At 67.3% G+C, this 15,351-nt stretch carries 17 protein-coding genes, 3 tRNA genes and 2 pseudogenes; 17 read left to right on the top strand and 5 right to left on the bottom strand.

Annotated features, from left to right (window positions below; genetic code table 11):
- Nucleotides 1-71 precede the first annotated feature (71 nt).
- Nucleotides 72-1,283: a pentapeptide repeat-containing protein gene (locus AC0OO9_RS11110; RefSeq protein WP_484517167.1), complete on the top strand. Its 1,212-nt coding sequence runs from the start codon at nt 72-74 to the stop codon at nt 1,281-1,283.
- Nucleotides 1,284-1,291: 8 nt separating this feature from the next.
- Here the strand turns inward: AC0OO9_RS11110 and AC0OO9_RS11105 are convergent, their stop codons facing one another.
- The gene (locus AC0OO9_RS11105) at nt 1,292-2,314 is read right to left on the bottom strand and encodes a hypothetical protein (protein WP_484517166.1); all 1,023 of its coding nucleotides are present in this window, start codon (nt 2,312-2,314) and stop codon (nt 1,292-1,294) included.
- Between the two features lie 333 nt (nt 2,315-2,647).
- Between AC0OO9_RS11105 and AC0OO9_RS11100 the strand changes: the two genes are divergently transcribed.
- Nucleotides 2,648-3,220: a hypothetical protein gene (locus tag AC0OO9_RS11100; RefSeq protein WP_484517165.1), complete on the top strand. Its 573-nt coding sequence runs from the start codon at nt 2,648-2,650 to the stop codon at nt 3,218-3,220.
- An 813-nt stretch (nt 3,221-4,033) separates the two neighbouring features.
- Nucleotides 4,034-4,348: a hypothetical protein gene (locus AC0OO9_RS11095; RefSeq protein WP_484517164.1), complete on the top strand. Its 315-nt coding sequence runs from the start codon at nt 4,034-4,036 to the stop codon at nt 4,346-4,348.
- Nucleotides 4,349-4,481: 133 nt separating this feature from the next.
- Here the strand turns inward: AC0OO9_RS11095 and AC0OO9_RS11090 are convergent, their stop codons facing one another.
- Complete coding sequence (locus AC0OO9_RS11090) at nt 4,482-4,958, bottom strand: SMI1/KNR4 family protein (RefSeq protein WP_484517163.1); 477 nt, start codon at nt 4,956-4,958, stop codon at nt 4,482-4,484.
- Nucleotides 4,959-4,965: 7 nt separating this feature from the next.
- A pseudogene (locus tag AC0OO9_RS11085) lies at nt 4,966-5,124 on the bottom strand (IS110 family transposase); the annotation flags it as partial.
- Nucleotides 5,125-5,282: 158 nt separating this feature from the next.
- On the opposite strand from AC0OO9_RS11085, the gene AC0OO9_RS11080 reads away from it, so the two are divergent.
- Nucleotides 5,283-5,873: an adenylate kinase family protein gene (locus AC0OO9_RS11080; RefSeq protein ID WP_484517162.1), complete on the top strand. Its 591-nt coding sequence runs from the start codon at nt 5,283-5,285 to the stop codon at nt 5,871-5,873.
- Between the two features lie 334 nt (nt 5,874-6,207).
- Here the strand turns inward: AC0OO9_RS11080 and AC0OO9_RS11075 are convergent, their stop codons facing one another.
- Both AC0OO9_RS11075 and AC0OO9_RS11070 read right to left on the bottom strand, forming a co-directional pair.
- Complete coding sequence (locus tag AC0OO9_RS11075; protein WP_484517161.1) at nt 6,208-6,666, bottom strand: ArsI/CadI family heavy metal resistance metalloenzyme; 459 nt, start codon at nt 6,664-6,666, stop codon at nt 6,208-6,210.
- A gap of 19 nt (nt 6,667-6,685) precedes the next feature.
- Nucleotides 6,686-6,838 (bottom strand): hypothetical protein, encoded by a 153-nt coding sequence (locus AC0OO9_RS11070; protein ID WP_484517160.1) that lies wholly within the window; start codon nt 6,836-6,838, stop codon nt 6,686-6,688.
- 77 nt (nt 6,839-6,915) lie between these two features.
- Between AC0OO9_RS11070 and AC0OO9_RS11065 the strand changes: the two genes are divergently transcribed.
- The 13 genes and pseudogenes from AC0OO9_RS11065 to nusG all read left to right on the top strand — a co-directional run bounded on the left by AC0OO9_RS11065 (nt 6,916) and on the right by nusG (nt 15,189).
- Entirely contained in the window at nt 6,916-7,287 is a 372-nt protein-coding gene (locus AC0OO9_RS11065; RefSeq protein WP_421454877.1) for an ArsR/SmtB family transcription factor, read from the top strand.
- Nucleotides 7,284-7,991 (top strand): annotated as a pseudogene (locus tag AC0OO9_RS11060) (aquaporin); the annotation flags it as partial. The gene AC0OO9_RS11065 and the pseudogene AC0OO9_RS11060, both read left to right, overlap by 4 nt.
- Nucleotides 7,992-8,011: 20 nt before the next feature.
- On the top strand, nt 8,012-8,515 hold the full coding sequence (locus tag AC0OO9_RS11055; RefSeq protein WP_484517159.1) for a GNAT family N-acetyltransferase: 504 nt from the start codon (nt 8,012-8,014) through the stop codon (nt 8,513-8,515).
- Nucleotides 8,516-8,532: 17 nt separating this feature from the next.
- On the top strand, nt 8,533-8,940 hold the full coding sequence (locus AC0OO9_RS11050; protein ID WP_484517158.1) for an arsenate reductase ArsC: 408 nt from the start codon (nt 8,533-8,535) through the stop codon (nt 8,938-8,940).
- 616 nt (nt 8,941-9,556) lie between these two features.
- A complete protein-coding gene (locus tag AC0OO9_RS11045) occupies nt 9,557-12,085 on the top strand; it encodes a putative bifunctional diguanylate cyclase/phosphodiesterase (RefSeq protein WP_484517157.1) in 2,529 nt (842 codons plus the stop codon).
- A gap of 96 nt (nt 12,086-12,181) precedes the next feature.
- Nucleotides 12,182-12,254: transfer RNA gene (locus AC0OO9_RS11040), tRNA-Thr, on the top strand.
- Between the two features lie 25 nt (nt 12,255-12,279).
- Nucleotides 12,280-12,352: transfer RNA gene (locus AC0OO9_RS11035), tRNA-Met, on the top strand.
- Between the two features lie 132 nt (nt 12,353-12,484).
- Nucleotides 12,485-12,652 (top strand): 50S ribosomal protein L33, encoded by a 168-nt coding sequence (rpmG, locus tag AC0OO9_RS11030; protein WP_013288652.1) that lies wholly within the window; start codon nt 12,485-12,487, stop codon nt 12,650-12,652.
- A 127-nt stretch (nt 12,653-12,779) separates the two neighbouring features.
- Nucleotides 12,780-13,226: a MaoC family dehydratase N-terminal domain-containing protein gene (locus AC0OO9_RS11025; protein ID WP_121399901.1), complete on the top strand. Its 447-nt coding sequence runs from the start codon at nt 12,780-12,782 to the stop codon at nt 13,224-13,226.
- A gap of 1 nt (nt 13,227) precedes the next feature.
- Complete coding sequence (locus AC0OO9_RS11020; protein ID WP_484517156.1) at nt 13,228-13,620, top strand: MaoC family dehydratase; 393 nt, start codon at nt 13,228-13,230, stop codon at nt 13,618-13,620.
- Between the two features lie 128 nt (nt 13,621-13,748).
- Nucleotides 13,749-13,821, top strand: a tRNA-Trp gene (locus tag AC0OO9_RS11015).
- 214 nt (nt 13,822-14,035) lie between these two features.
- Nucleotides 14,036-14,428: a preprotein translocase subunit SecE gene (secE, locus tag AC0OO9_RS11010; protein WP_088998337.1), complete on the top strand. Its 393-nt coding sequence runs from the start codon at nt 14,036-14,038 to the stop codon at nt 14,426-14,428.
- Nucleotides 14,429-14,466: 38 nt separating this feature from the next.
- Nucleotides 14,467-15,189, top strand: a complete 723-nt coding sequence (nusG, locus tag AC0OO9_RS11005; RefSeq protein ID WP_088998338.1) for a transcription termination/antitermination protein NusG — start codon at nt 14,467-14,469, stop codon at nt 15,187-15,189.
- Nucleotides 15,190-15,351 lie beyond the last annotated feature (162 nt).

Raw genomic sequence — 15,351 nt, 5'->3', positions numbered from 1 at the left:
TTCTACCAGCGGATAGTCCAGTACCGGCGCTTCGGCTTTGGGGTATCCGCCGCTCGATAACGCTGGTCATCGTGGCTGCGGTGCTGGTGGTCGGAGCCTTGGTTGCTGGAGCGCTCTGGTATGGCGGTTGGCCGGCCATCCGGCGGGAGGGCACCGTCACAGCGGCAACGCTGTTTGATCTGCTGAAGCTGATCTTCGCTGTGGTGGCGGGCATTGGAGGCGTCGCAGCCCTTGTCGTGGCATATCGACGGCAGCGTGTCGCTGAGCACGCGAACAAGCTGGCCGAGTTTGCCCACGAGTTGGCGCACGCCGCTGACCTACGCGCCGAGGCGGCAGATGGCCGAGCCGAACTCGAAGCCGACCGTAATGGCATTCGGCTCTTCAACGAACGATTTGCCAAGGCGTCCGAACAGCTCGGATCCACGGAGCCCGCCATAAGACTTGCTGGTGCTTACGCGATGCTAAACCTTGGCTCTGATTGGCCTGTGGGTAGGCAAATGTGTGTCGACGTTCTCTGCGGCTATCTCCGAATGCCGTTCAATATAAGCCCTGACGATGTTGACATAAATCCACTAAAGACCGGAAGAGCCGTAGTTGACGAAGATGTGGACACGGGTGCAGGCTCCAGCGCTGGCGCAACGAGCCGGATTGCGCCGAATCACGAAATCCGTCAGGAGTTTCAGGTAAGGTTGGCTATACAGCGAACGCTGGCGGCCCATCTGCGGAATGCAAATAAGAGGCATTCGACACGCGAAGAGATACTTGATTACTGGCCGGAAGTGCGGATAGATCTATTCGGGGCGACTCTTTGTAATTTTGACTTGGCGGGCTGCAATGTGGCGTGGTGCGACTTTCGTAAGGCCAGATTCGTCGGAGATGCGAGATTCGGGCAGTTCACTGTGGATCACGAGTCCAATTTTACGGGTGCCTCATTCCTCGGGCATGTCGGATTCTCCGGAGCCAACTTCCGTGAGCATGCGAGCTTCTGTGGCGTCTCTTTTTCCGGTGATGCGCACTTCAACGCCACGCGCTTCGGGATGGATGGCGAGTTTAATGAAGCCACTTTCGACCAGACTGCAAACTTCAAAGGGGCAAAGTTCGGTGCCGGCGCTTGGTTTCCTGCCGTCATCTTCGGAGGGCAAGTGCAGTTCGAGGCAAGCGTGGCCAAGGACGGCCACCACTTCGACGATGCAAAGGTCAAGCTTCCCAAGTTGGCTCACAGGTGGCCTTCGGGATTGACCGTCAAGCAGGGAGGCGTTCACGGTGGCGCGAAGCAACCCTAGCCGGTGAGCTAGACGGGCCGACGGAATGTGTGGCCCCGATGCCAGGCGAAATAGTGCTCACGTTCGGGGGTCCACCAGCTGGTTCTGCTTCCGATCAACAGGGCGTCGCAGTGCGCTGCGACCGCCGGGGCAAGCGCCACCTGCGGGCTTACTTGGATCATGCCACCGGGCTGGACTGTGATATAGCCGTGCTCATATAGGCTGTCACAACCCAGGACGCAGGCGAGCATCGCGACGTTGTCGAAGTCGAGCTTCTCGGCGTCCGTGCATTCGGAGCGCTTCTTGATATGCGCCGCGACGAGGAACTGCGGCGGCAGCTCGCGACCGCAGAGTGCACATGACTTCCCGCCGATATCGCGCAAGCGTCGCTTGAGCTGAGCCTGCTCTCGCCGATAGGCGGCCAAACGGCGGCCGTCGGGGTCCCCGGGGAAGTCCTTGATGGCCTCCCTCAGCTCGCGAATGTCAGCCGGTTCTTTGTTGCCGATAAGATCGCTCGGGTCGAGGTTTGCTAAGGCGGTTAGGGCGGAGGCTTTGTCGCCTTCATAGACGCGGACGCCCTGGACGACAGCTTTGTCGCTCCAGCCCAGGATGGCCTGGACTTCACGGATAGGAATCTCCGTCGTCCTACAGGCGTCGAGGGCGTACATGTATTCCCACGTTTGGCTCTTGTGGTCGCGTCCCCAGAGCTTGTCGGCCAAGCGCTCGTTGTGAAATAGATAGGCGATGGTGCCAGCGAGGTAAAGCCTGCCCTCGCGTCCGCGAGATCCCCGTTCATGCGGCCGGCCGTAGAACATCACGAAGTCGCCGAGCTGCAACTTGCGCACTTGGCTGACGTTGATCCCACCAGCGCCTGGCGTGATGCCCCACATCTGCGCCGCTCCCTGGGGGAACCGCTGCCGCAGCGCCTTGGCGTCAGCGGGCGAGAGGAGGTCGATGTGGTCATCGAATCGAACAGGCTTGTCGATCGTGTCGAGGTAGTGCTGATTGACATCGGCGTTCTGTCGTGACGCCGGCTGCAGCGCGACTCTCATGGGGTGGTGTCCTCTCCAGCCGGTCGTTCTTGTCGGCCCGGCCATGTACCAGGTCTACGGGGTGCCCGTCCTCGCTGGGAGATCTTCTCATCGAGGGCTGACGGAACATCGACGCCGACCGGGTCGCCACGACCGTTTTTTGGGGACGACGGCAATGGCGGGAGCGCCCGGCGAACAGTGCCACCGACGTGACAAGACAGCAGAGTGGCGGTGTACCAGGGCTTGAGTGCGCCCAAGCTGCGGCGCACCGCACTGATGGCTGCCATGATCGCTGGCCCGCGCACTTCCGGTCGGCCGCGCCCCGCGTGGCTACGTGCTCGTACTCTCGCTCCCATGCTGTGGCAGACCTTGATCCCCGTCATCACCCTGGTCCTAGGTGGAATCTTGCAGTACCTCGGTCAGTGGGGCACCGACGCCCGGCAGCGCCGGGCTGCCCGAGAGGCGCGCGATGCCGACCGCGACCGGGCGCGCCAGGAACGCCGGGAGACGTTCGAACTCGATCACCTGCTGCGTCTCAACGAGGCACTGCTGCGGTACGGCAGGGCAATGGGCCGGGTGCATTTCCACGACACAATGATGGCCAAGCAGAGCGGCGCTTACGGGAGCCATCAGCTGCCGGAGGAGGTAGACGCCGAAGCGTACAACGCTGGCCGCGAGGTGCTGAGCATGATGCACCTGGTGCTCGACGACGACCTCCGGGCAACGGTGGAGAAGGTATACAGCGCCTACAAGCAAGTGCTCACCCTCATGCGGACCACCACTCAGGAGGCCGACGCGGCGATGATGACTGCCGCCGACGCGCAGGACGCGGCGATCCGCGCGATTGGTGCTCGGGTGCGGCAGATCTACATCGACCAAGCGCAGCCCGCCCAGGAGCCTCCGGCCCCCATCCGACAGCGAGCCTGACGGCAAGTCCAGCTACGAGCACTGCCGGCCGCTCCGGGCGACTGGTGCCATGTCGTATTCGTGTCGCCGACCTGAGCCTGGCACATGTCTGTGCTGGTCAGAGGTGTGCGAGTGACGCTCTGTAAATCCGTCGCGAAAGCTACAGAGGTTCGAATCCTCTACCCGCCACCAGGAGCACCAACGGCCCCTGACCAGCAGGAATGCTGATCAGGGGCCGTTGTCGTTGATCTAGCGGAGTCCGGCTGCGTCCAGGCGTCTACGAGCCTCCACGGGAACATCACGGGAACGCTGATCTTGGCTCCGGAGGCTCGACCGGCGGCGTGCTGGTGCGCCCGGGACGCTGGTCAAGTCGATGCTGACATTCCAGATGTGAGCCTGGCCGCCTCGGCGTGGGTTTGCAGTGCGGCGACGACTGTTGCGGGATGTCATGCCCGGGTGCACCCTCACCCAGCACGAAGCCGTCGCGGCCCTGGATGCGCGCGGGTAGCGCTGTGCCGCCGCCTACTCTTGCCCTGCGGGTCATTCTCGGCGCTCAGTCCCCGGCGGCGGCCCATTCTGACGACGCCGGGGTAGACGAGGGGGAGCCCGGTCGGCCGGGGAACTGCGCTGCGGCTGTCAAGGGCTCCCCTGATGCGCCGTGCGCCGGGGCGTGACCGGACGCCAGGCCGCAGGCCCGCCCTTGATCAAGTAAAGAAAGTCTGAACACACTACGCTTCACCGTAGGTGCGTGAACTGCAATACCAAGGCCGATGTGCGGGGAAGTCTCAGGATTGTCCCGACTACCTTGTGCCCGTCCGCATTAGAGGTGAGATTATGGAGATCCAGCAGAGTGGGCGGTGGCGCGTCGCCACCCGCGGGCTTCGGATCGGCCTCACGAGTATGCCGATCATGCTTGTTTTGATGCTGTTGGGGCGCTTTGCGAACGCCAAAGAGATTGTCGTCCCCATCATTTTCACGATTCTTCCTGTAGCCATAGTCTCGATTCTTATGGGTTGGGTGAGCGCCGTGCTTCTGATTCCTGACACGAGTCGCTACACGCGCACAGCTAGTGGATATGTCAATCCCAGTCGAGCCTGGGAACTCATGCAGGCGGCAATTTCTGACGTCTGCAATTTCCGTAAGTGGTAGGCGGCTGTCAACAGACCCGTTGCGGTCTCTGAGGGAGGGTCGGGGTGCGGGGCAGCGCCCCGCCGTCGTTTGGGGTAGCAGGCGTTGGGCGGCCGGCTTGGAGGGAGGCTGTTCCTGGTCGTCTTGTGTTGGGTCAGGGCCGAATGCCGAGGCGCACCGCGAATTCGAGGAAGCTAGGTGCTTCAAGCGACGGGTCGTCAACGTCGTGGTAGTGGAACCAGACCTCGTCGCTGCACCGGCCGTCGAGGACAGGGAAGCACCAGTAGTCGCCTGTGCCGACGGGTGCCACCGCGACGAACGATCCGTCCGGGAACTCGGCGTGGCTGACGGAGACAACGTCGTCGATGTGGTGCACGGATCCTGCTGTGGGTATGGGCAGCAGGTCGAGGAATCCGAACTGCCCGCCGCCGTAGCGCCTCATGAATGCCTTGTACTGCTTGGGCAGGGTCACGCCCAGCGCTCGCTGCGCCTCGGCGATGTCCTCCGCCGACGCCGTCAGCCCTTCGATCACCTTGAAGTCTTCGATCTCCTCGAAACCGGACCGAGCCGCCCGGGCGCGCAGTGTTTGAACGTGCTGGTCGAACTCCTCAAGGTCCATGCCGTCGATCATCTCCGACTCATGGCCGGGTGTTGATGGGGTTGGTGACTGGAGTTGGAAACGGCGGTTGTCGCAGAGCATGGCTCACAAGCACGTCGACGCGGCGACGGGCGAGGGCGATCAACGCCTGCTGGTGCTTGCGTCCCTCACCGCGTTTGCGCTGGTAGTAGTCCCGGTTCGGGCCATTCATCCGCAGATGCTCAGCGGAATTCGGCAGTGTTGTGAGGCGTCGCCGTGTCATGTCCCGGCTGATGCTTTACACCTGCGTCCCCACCTGATGCTTTACTCGTGCTGCTAGCTTTGCCCTTCGCTGGCCACTCGCACATAGGAGCGCGCATGCCGAACGTTGCTCTCATTGCCGGACCGCTAGTCGACCTGTCCTCCGCTGCATCGATTCTGGCAGAAGCGACCGCCGGCCTGCAGGTCATCAGCCCAGGCAATGTCTGCCGTGAGCACGTGCAAATGAGGACGCCGCTAGGCGAACAGATGAGCCGCTATATGCAGACCGGGCACCTTGTCCCGGATGAGCTGACCACGAAGGCCATCGCTGACGCCCTAGCCGACGTGGATGGCGACTGGCTGCTGTGCAACTACCCGCGCAGGATCGGTCAGGCGGAGTTGTTAGCGCAGAGCGGCCACGGACCTGACACGGTGATCGGGCTCGTCTTGACTGAGGACGAGATCGGCCTCGCGGTCCGTCGCCGGGTAGAACGCCAGATAGAGCGGGACCCTCAGCAAGCCGAGCGACGCCAAGAGTTGCTGCGGATGTACTCGATCCATCAAGAGGACTACCAGGATCAGGTCGAGCCGCTGTGCGGTTACTACCGCACGCGCGGCGTGTTGCGGACCGCCAGTGGGTCCGGCGACTACGAGGACGTAGCTGCGAGGCTGCTTCCGATCGCTTCCGATGATCAAGGCCACCCGTAAGCACATCCTGGGACGGAAACGTCAAGCATCAGGTGGGACTCGACAATCCGTCGCGAAAGCTATAAAGGTTTGAATCCTCTATCTGCCCATGAGGGAGCACGGACGGCCCCGGGGGCTGCGAAACGCATCCCGGTCCGTTCTCGTCTTCAGACCAGCGGAGTCCAACCATGATCCGACTCTCCACGGAAACAGCGGGATCAGGTGTTCCTGGCAGAGGGCTGTGATCGACGGTCTCTTGAACGTAACCATCGGCCGATGCTGTCCGTAGGGTTCGCGCCCACCAACGCAAGCGCGCCCACCCCCTGAATCGAGGGCGGGCGCGGATTCGCAGCGGTCAGCAGCAGTTTCCCTGGGCTCCGGTGGTGGCCGTTTCCCTGTCGGTGGCGGGTGTGCAGCACGCGCTCTCGGTGACCTTGTCCAGTTGGTCGGAGTCGGCCTTGACGGTGTAGACCTCCCAGGGCTCGTTGCCGGGGCCGCGTACCCAGACCTTGTCCTGGAGGGCGTAGCAGCATTCGGTGCTGTTCTCCTCCAGGGTGATCAGGCCGGAGTCGGTGAGGCGCCTGGTGGCGGCGTTGACCTCGTCGGTGCTGAACACCTCGACGCCCAGGTGGTCCATCACGGTGGGCTGGTCGGCTTCGCCCTCCAGGAGCACGAGCTTCAGCGGCGGGTTCTCGATGGCGAAGTTGGCGTAGCCGGGGCGACGTTTGGCCGGCTCGGTGTCGAACAGCTTCGAGTAGAAGGCGATGGAGCCTTCGAGGTCGGACACACGCAGGGCGAGCTGGACGCGGGACATGGTTCCCCTCCTGGCGGATTCAGCGGATGTGGTGGCTGGTGAGAGTGGTGGTGCGGGTGCGCTCGTAACGGGCGTCGGCGCGGCAGTCCGCAGTGCAGACCTGGCCGCACGGCTCGCAGAGCGTCACGTCTCGAACGCGGGTGTGGCGACGACGGGTGAACAGCTTGAGCATCACTTCGCCCTTGCCTAGATGTTTTTCGAAGCAGGACCTACGTTGCACGCTGTTTCGAGATCTGTCAACCTAGAGGCATGTCGAAACAAGCGCTGCCGGTGGTGGATCTCCAAGCCGTGGCCTGCTGCTCCCCGATCGCGGTCCGCCCGCTGGAGGCCGAGCAGGCGGCAGTGGTCGCGCCAATGTTCAAGGCGCTGGGCGACCCGATCCGGCTGCGGCTGATGTCGATGATCGCCTCCGTGCCGGAGATCTGCGTCTGCGACCTGACTCCGGCGTTCGACCTGTCCGGGCCGACCATCTCCCACCACCTCAAGGTGTTGCGCGAGGCCGGCCTGGTCGACTCCGACCGTCGCGGCACCTGGGTGTGGTACCGGGCCCGCCCGGAAGCATTTCGGCAGCTCGGCGCGCTGCTGGATCTTCCCGCCGGGTCCGCGCAGGCCACCGCGTGACCCTCACCCTGGCCCGCCGGGCATCGGCTGAGTTCACGGGTACGGCCCTGCTGGTCGCCGCCGTCGTCGGCTCCGGGATCGCCGCCTCCCGGCTCTCTCCCGACGACGTCGGGCTCCAGCTCCTGGAGAACGCGATCGCCACCGCCCTGGCCCTGGGCGCGCTGATCCTCATGTTCGGGCCGGTGTCCGGGGCGCACTTCAACCCGGTCGTCTCCGCCGTCGACTGGTGGCTCGGCCGCCGCGCCGGCACCGGCCTGACCGCCCGAGACCTCGCCGCCTACTCCGCCGCCCAGACCGGCGGTGCCATCACCGGGGCGGTGCTGGCTGGCCTGATGTTCGACCTGCCGGCCGTGGCCTGGTCGCGTACCGAGCGGACCGGCGGGAACCTGTGGCTGGCCGAGGTGGTCGCCACCGCGGGTCTCATCGTCCTGGTCTTCGCCCTCGCCCACACCGGCCGTACGTCCGCCGCCCCCGCCGCCGTGGGCGCCTACATCGGCGCGGCCTACTGGTTCACCTCGTCGACCTCGTTCGCCAACCCCGCTGTCACCATCGGTCGCGCGTTCACCGACACCTTCGCCGGCATCGCCCCGGCGTCGGTGCCCGGCTTCGTCGCCGCCCAGCTCGTCGGCGGCCTGGTCGCCGTCGCGGCCCTCGCCGCCTGGTATCCCCACGCCGCAGACTCCGCCGACGCCGTCGTCGTGCCGCACCTCGCCCGGGAGAACCGATGACTGCCACCGGCATCACCATCGCCGCCATGGGCGATCAGCACGCCGACGCTGTGCTGGACATCTACCGGCTCGGCATCGCCACCGGCAACGCCACCTTCGAGACCGAGCCGCCCACCTGGGAGCAGTTCACCGCCAGCCGGCTGCCCGGTCACCGCTGGGTGGCTGTCGACCCCACCGGCCGGGTCCTCGGCTGGGTCGCCTGCTCCGCCGTCTCCGACCGGTGCGTCTACGCCGGGGTCGTCGAGCACTCCGTCTACGTCCACCCCGACGCCCGCGGCCAGGGAGTCGGCCGCCTCCTGCTCGACGCCCTGATCGCCTCCACCGAACAGGCCGGCATCTGGACCATCCAATCCGGCGTCTTCCCCGAGAACACCGCCAGCCTCGCCCTGCACACCGCCTGCGGCTTCCGCACCGTCGGCACCCGCGAACGCGTCGGCCGCCACCACGGCACCTGGCGTGACGTCACCCTCATCGAACGCCGCAGCCCGATCTTCACCTGACAGGAAGAACATCACCGATGAGCGACAAGCCCAGCGTCCTGTTCGTCTGCGTCCACAACGCCGGCCGCTCCCAGATGGCCGCCGCCTGGCTGCGCCACCTCGCCGGAGACACCATCGAGGTCCGCTCCGCCGGCAGTGCACCCGCCGACCAGATCAACCCCTTCGCCGTCGACGCCATGCGGGAGGTCGGCATCGACATCGTCGGCCAGACCCCGGCCCAGCTCACCTGGGACACGGCCGAAGCCAGCGACGTCATCATCACCATGGGCTGCGGCGACGCCTGCCCCGTCTTCCCCGGCAAGCGCTACGAGGACTGGAAGCTCACCGACCCTGCCGGCCAACCCCTCGACATCGTCCGCCAGGTCCGCGACGACATCAGGACCCGGGTTACGCAGCTGCTGGTCAGCATCGAGCAACACGGCTGAGCACCCCCGCTCGCTACTTCCCACCTGCTTACTGCCGCCATCCGATGCTCCCACCCGGTTCGTGGCGAAGCTTTTGTCGGTCCGTCGTCTCAGCCCTGGCGTGCTGGCGCAGAACGAGTATGGTGGTCGATGTCCGGCCGGGCCTCCTCCCGGGCAGGAGGTCACCCATGGTGAAGGTGGGTACGCTCGGACTCCCGGACCTTCCCCAATTGCGCGGAAGGTCGCAATCCGCAATGTGCGAAGTGCACGGTGCCCGCTCAGCCCCGTGATCAGGGCTCGGTCGGGGCGGCCCGGTGGCCGAACGGCGGAACGTCCTCGACGCTCGGTCCGGCGGTACGCGCACCGCTTTTCTGGGTACCTGCCTTGTGGCACGATCGTGGAACCTCCACCATCCCCGTGACACTTCCTGACAGGAGCAAACATGTCTGGTCGAAGGCTGGGCCGGCTGCTTGGCTCGCTTTTCGTACTCGCAGCCCTCGCGAGCGTCGTCTCGGTCGGTGACGCCTGGGGTCCCGCAGATGCCCAGCTCGGCGACATCATCTGGAACATGCCCGCACCTCGCTGAGCAACCACCGCTCGATGACGTGACACCGGCGGGCCGGTAAGGGGGCACGGGATGGCGGGTCGTGGCCCCACCGGCCCCCGCTCGACTGAGTACGCGTGGCTGATCACCGGGCCGTTGGCCCTGATCGCCATCGTCTGCACGACGGCGGTCAGCCTCGTCGCGCCGCAGCCGTTCGGCGGGTGGTCGCTAGCGCTGCCACTCCTCGTGGCCATGGTGGCCGCCGGGCTCCCGGTGCTGAACTTCACCGTCCGGCGGCAGTCCCTCGGCGTGACCCTGACCGAGATCCCGCTGGTCCTCGCGTTCTTCCTCGTCGAACCACTGACGGTCGTCGTGATCTACACGGTCGCGTCGGCGGCGACCCACCTGCGGCACCGGTTCGGCGCGACGAAGTTCTGGTTCAACGTGGGCCGGGCGGCCGCGGGCTCGTCGCTGGCCGTCCTCGTGCTCGAGGCGATGCCGCCCGTCGAGGGCGTCGGCCCGGCCACCTGGCTCAAACTGTCCCTCGCGGCCAGCATGGTCAACCTGTTGAGCCTCGCCTCGGTCGCCGGCGTGCACACGCTGTTGCAGGGCTGGCAGGCCGGCCGGGGCGCGCTCAGGCAGTCGCCGCCCGCGCTCCTGGCCGCGATGATCAACATCGCCAGCGGCATGATCGTCCTCATCCTCATCGCGGCCACCTGGTGGTCGCTGCTGCTGCTGGGGGCCCTCCTCGTCGCGCTGGCCCTCGTCTACCGGGCGTACGCGCAGTTCTTCCGGCAGCACCGCACCCTCACCGACATGTACGAGCTGAGCCGCGCGGTCAGCGAGAGCGGTGAGTACGGCACGCTGCCCGACGCCCTGCTGGGCCGCGTACGGGCGCTCATGCAGGCGGAGTACGCGACGCTCTGGCTGCCCGCCCAGGGCCGGCATCCCGAGGTGCTGCTGACCGCCCGCAACGACGCCCCCGGTCTGCTCGACTTCGCCAAGACCCCGGCCGCCCTGCGGGAGAGGGCCCGGGACGAGGGCCGCACCGTGGCCGTCGGTCGAGGACTGACGACCGACGGCGACCTGCGCGCCCCCCTCTCGACGCACCGGGTCAAGGACGTGATCGTCCTTCCACTGCGGTCCGGCCAGGCGGTCATCGGGACGCTGGAGGTGGCCAACCGGCTGGGGGACAGCAACTACTTCGTCCGCACCGACGTGCCGCTCTTCGAGACGGTGGCGGCGCACGCGGCGGTGGCGTTGGAGAATTCGCGGCTGGTCGACCGGCTCCGGCACGACGCCAGCCACGACACGCTGACCAGGCTGCCGAACCGGCGACGGATCACGGGCGCGCTGGAGGAGGCCGTCAAGATCCGGGCGCCCGGCGAGGTGGTGGCCCTGCTGCTGTTCGACGTCGACCGGCTGCGCCAGGTCAACGAGTCGCTCGGGCACGCCGCCGGCGACAAGGTCCTGGTGGAGGTCGCCAACCGGCTGCGCTCCTGCGTACCCTCGTCGGCCCTGGTCGGGCGGGCCGGCGGGGACGAGTTCCTGGTGACGCTGCGCCTGGAGAGCGCCGAGGCGGCGATGGAGCTGGCCGCGCAGCTTCGCGAGCAGATCCGCGACGAGATGGTCTTCGACGCGCTCACCCTCGACGTGGACACGGCGGTCGGTGTCGCCGTGTACCCCGACCACGGCAGCGACGCCGTCGCCCTGCTGCAACGGGTGGATCTGGCGGCGACGGCGGCCAAGTCCGTGCCGGGCAGCGTGCAGCTGTTCAGCCCGACGCTGGAGTCGCGGTCGCTGCGGCGGCTCGGCCTCGCCGGCGACCTGCGGCGCGCGCTGGACGCCGACGAGCTGGAGGTCTACTTCCAGCCCAAGGTGACGCTGCGCGACCGCCGGCTGGTCGGCGTGGAGTGCCTGGCCCGCTGGGAACACCCGGCGCACGGCACGGTCGCCCCGGAGGACTTCGTCGCGGTGGCCGAGCACACCGGCCAGCTCGGCCGGTTCACCGAGTTCGTGCTCCGCGAGGGGCTGCGGCGCAGCCGGGACTGGACGCACGCCGGCCAGCCGCTCGCCGTCGCGGTCAACCTCTCCGCGCGTACGCTCACCGACCAGCACTTCCCGGCCCGCGTCAAGGAGCTGCTCGACGAGTACGGCGTGCCGCCGCAGCTGCTCACGCTGGAGATCAAGGAGGCCGGGGTGCTGGACGGCACCGACCGGCCCATCCCGACCCTGCGGCGACTGCGGGACCTCGGCGTACGGCTGTCGGTGGACGACTTCGGCACCGGCGACTCGTCCCTGGCCCACCTGCGCCGCCTGCCCGTGCACGAGGTGAAGGTCGACCGCTCCTTCGTGCAGGGCATGGCGACGGACCCGGGCGACCTGGCGATCGTCAACGCGGTGGTCACGCTCTCCCAGCAGTTCGGCCTGGCCGTGGTCGCCGAGGGCGTGGAGAGCGAGCTGACCCTGGAGCTGCTCCAGGACATCGGCTGCGAGATCGGCCAGGGCTTCCTGTTCAGCCGCCCGTTGCCGTACGAGCGGCTGGAGGCCTGGTTCGGCGCCCAGGTGGACCCGGAGACGATCTCCCCGGGGGAGCTTCCCCGGCTGCGTGCCGTGCCCTGAACTGCGGAGACGCCCCGGTAGGGGATCCGATTTCTTCTCCGCCGCACGGCCGTGTAATGTATCCCCTGCGCGTCACCCCCCGGGGAGATCGCGCAGGCCCCCTTAGCTCAGTCGGCAGAGCGTCTCCATGGTAAGGAGAAGGTCTACGGTTCGATTCCGTAAGGGGGCTCAGAGGGTCCGGCTGGACCCGCCACGGCGGTGTAGCTCAGATGGTAGAGCAAGCGGCTCATAATCGCTGTGTCGCCGGTTCAAGTCCGGCCACCGCTACTCTCGTCCACCGGGCCAGCTCCCGGCGGTCGGTGGGATGGGCGCCACTGGCGCCCACTTTGCATGTCCGCGCCGTCAGCGCGTAGGCTGATGCGCCGTAGTTGTTACCCGTAGCGAGGAAGGCACTCCGCCGTGGCGAAGGCGACCGATGTCCGGCCGAAGATCACTTTGGCGTGTGTGGAGTGCAAGGAGCGCAACTACATCACGCGCAAGAACCGTCGTAACGACCCCGACCGCATCGAGCTGAAGAAGTTCTGCCCGCGGGACGGCAAGCACACGGTCCACCGCGAGACCCGCTGACCCACGGCCGGCACCGCCGGCCCGGTCCTCAGGCACTTCCCCGATCGCCGGTCCGTAGGGACGGCGCGGCTCCGGCCGCCGCCGACCGTACGGATCGGCGATCGGCGTTTGCGTGTAGGTTCGCGGCATGTCCCTGGACCCGTCCTTCGTCGGCCGGACGTATCCGCCGACCGCCCCCTACCAGGTGGGCCGAGAAAAGATCCGCGAGTTCGCCACGGCGATCGGTGCCGCCGATCCGGCCCACCACGACCCGGAGGCCGCCCGCGCGCTCGGCCACCCGGACGTGGTCGCCCCGCCGACCTTCCCCATCGTGCTCACGATGGCGGCCAACCAGCAGATCATCGATGACCCGGCCCTCGGCGTCGACTACAGCCGCGTCGTCCACGGCGACCAGCGCTTCGCCTACACCCGGCCGGTGGTGGCGGGGGACGAGCTGGTCTGCGTCAGCGTCATCGACGACGTCAGCAGCCGTGGCGGGCACGGCTTCCTGACCACCCGCACCGAGGTCGCCACCCCGGCCGGTGAGCCGGTCGTGACCGTCTGGTCGAAGCTCGTCGTACGCGGGGAGGGCTGAGATGGAGCTGCCAGCCAGGACGTTCCGGGTGACGCGCGCGGACCTGGTCCGCTACGCCGGCGCCTCGGGGGACTTCAACCCGATCCACTGGAACGACCGGACCGCCACGAAGGTGGGTCTGCCCGGCGTGATCGCCCACGGCATGTTCACCATGGCGCTGGTCGGCCGCGCGGTGGCGGAGTGGGCCGGGGCGCCCGACGCGATCGTCGACTACAACGTCCGCTTCACCCGGCCGGTGGTCGTCCCGGACGACGACGAGGGCACCGAGATCGAGGTCACGGCCGTGGTCCGGGAGGTCGCCGAGGACGGCCTGACCAGGCTCGACGTGACCGCCGTCTGCCGGGGGGAGAAGGTGCTCTCGCAGGCTCGCGCGACCGTCCGGACGGCCCGCTGACCAGGCTTCCGACGCGCGAGGGGCAGACCGGTTGGGAAAGTGGTGCCGCTACCCGTACACTGGTCCGCCGTGGGGCAAGTAACCCCTGCACGGTCGTGCATGACCGGGCAGGGTGAGCATTGCCGCACAGGGGTGTAGCTCAATTGGCAGAGCAGCGGTCTCCAAAACCGCAGGCTGCAGGTTCAAGTCCTGTCACCCCTGCGCCTCAGGCCTGACCGTTCCCGTGGGTCGCGCCGCCGTACGGCGGCGTCCGGCCCGTGGTGGTGGCATCGGCGGGGTGGCCCCGAGGCAATTCGGGCCCTCCCGGCTGATCCGCCGGCCGCGGCCCGTCGCGGGACGGTTGGTCCGGCCGGCGTGACCAAGCGCCGCGCACGCCCGACAGCGTGCGACCCGACATCCCGCGACGGAGGGCGAAGTGGCCGACAAGAAGCGGCGCGGCGAGGACGCCGGCGACGACCGTCTGCACGACGAGGTCGTCGACGACGTGGCCGACGACGACGCCACCGACGCCGAGGAACCGGTATCCCGGGGCGGCACCGCGACGCGCTCGCGGGCGAAGGCGGATTCGGCGGACAGCAAGCCGAAGACCAAGGCGGAAACCGACCGGGTCGGTCTGTTCGGCCGCATCGCCCGATTCATCCGCGAGGTCGTGGCGGAACTGCGTAAGGTCATCTGGCCGACCCGCAAGGAGCTGCTGACCTACACGGCTGTGGTGGTCGCCTTCGTCGCGGTGATGCTGACGATCGTGGCCGGCCTTGACTTCGCCTTCGCGAAGGGCGTGCTGTGGGTCTTCGGCAACCCCAGCTGACCGGCCGACTGAGCCGATAGTGACGGAAGTGAGCGAGCGTGCCTGAGTACGACGAGACCGCCGAGACCACGGACGAGCAGTCCACGGTGGCGACGGCGGCTGGTGACGAGTCGGTCGAGGCCGCCAGCGAGCCGGAGTTCCCCACCACCGAGCCCGCGCCGGACGAGGACTACGACCCGGTCGCCGAGCTGCGGCAGAAGCTGCGCTACGCGCCGGGCGACTGGTACGTGGTGCACTCGTACGCCGGCTACGAGAACAAGGTCAAGACCAACCTCGAGACCCGGATCACGAGCCTCGACATGGAGGACTACATCTACCAGGTCGAGGTGCCGACCCGGGAAGAGGTGGAGGTCAAGAACGGGAAGCGGTCGCAGATCCAGGCCAAGGTCTTCCCGGGCTACATCCTGGTCCGGATGGAGCTGACCGCCGAGTCCTACTCCTGCGTGCGCAACACGCCGGGTGTCACCGGTTTCGTGGGCGCGACGGACCGGGCCGACCGCCCGGCCCCGCTCTCCCTCGACGAGGTGCTGAAGTGGCTGGCGCCGGCCGTCGAGACCGAGCAGAAGAAGGCCAAGCCCGAGATCAAGGTCCTCGACTTCGAGGTCGGCGACTCGGTCACCGTCACCGACGGCGCCTTCGCCTCGCTGCCGGCGACGATCAGCGAGATCAACGCCGACCAGCAGAAGCTCAAGGTGCTGGTGTCGATCTTCGGTCGCGAGACGCCGGTGGAGCTGAACTTCAACCAGGTCGCCAAGATCTGACGTCGGGAGCGCCGGCGGTGGGTAGCGTCCCGCCGCCGGCGTACCTGTTCCGCCCCCCGCCCGACCTCGGCGCAGGCGGCGGCGGGACGCTGCGCTACTCTAGAACGTCGCCGCTGTCGCATCGCGCTGACCGTGCGCGCCTACGGCCGGCACCTTTCCCAG

The sequence above is a fragment of the Micromonospora sp. USAFONa4 genome, from assembly GCF_057197825.1.
This window is presented reverse-complemented; position numbering and strand designations above follow the sequence as displayed.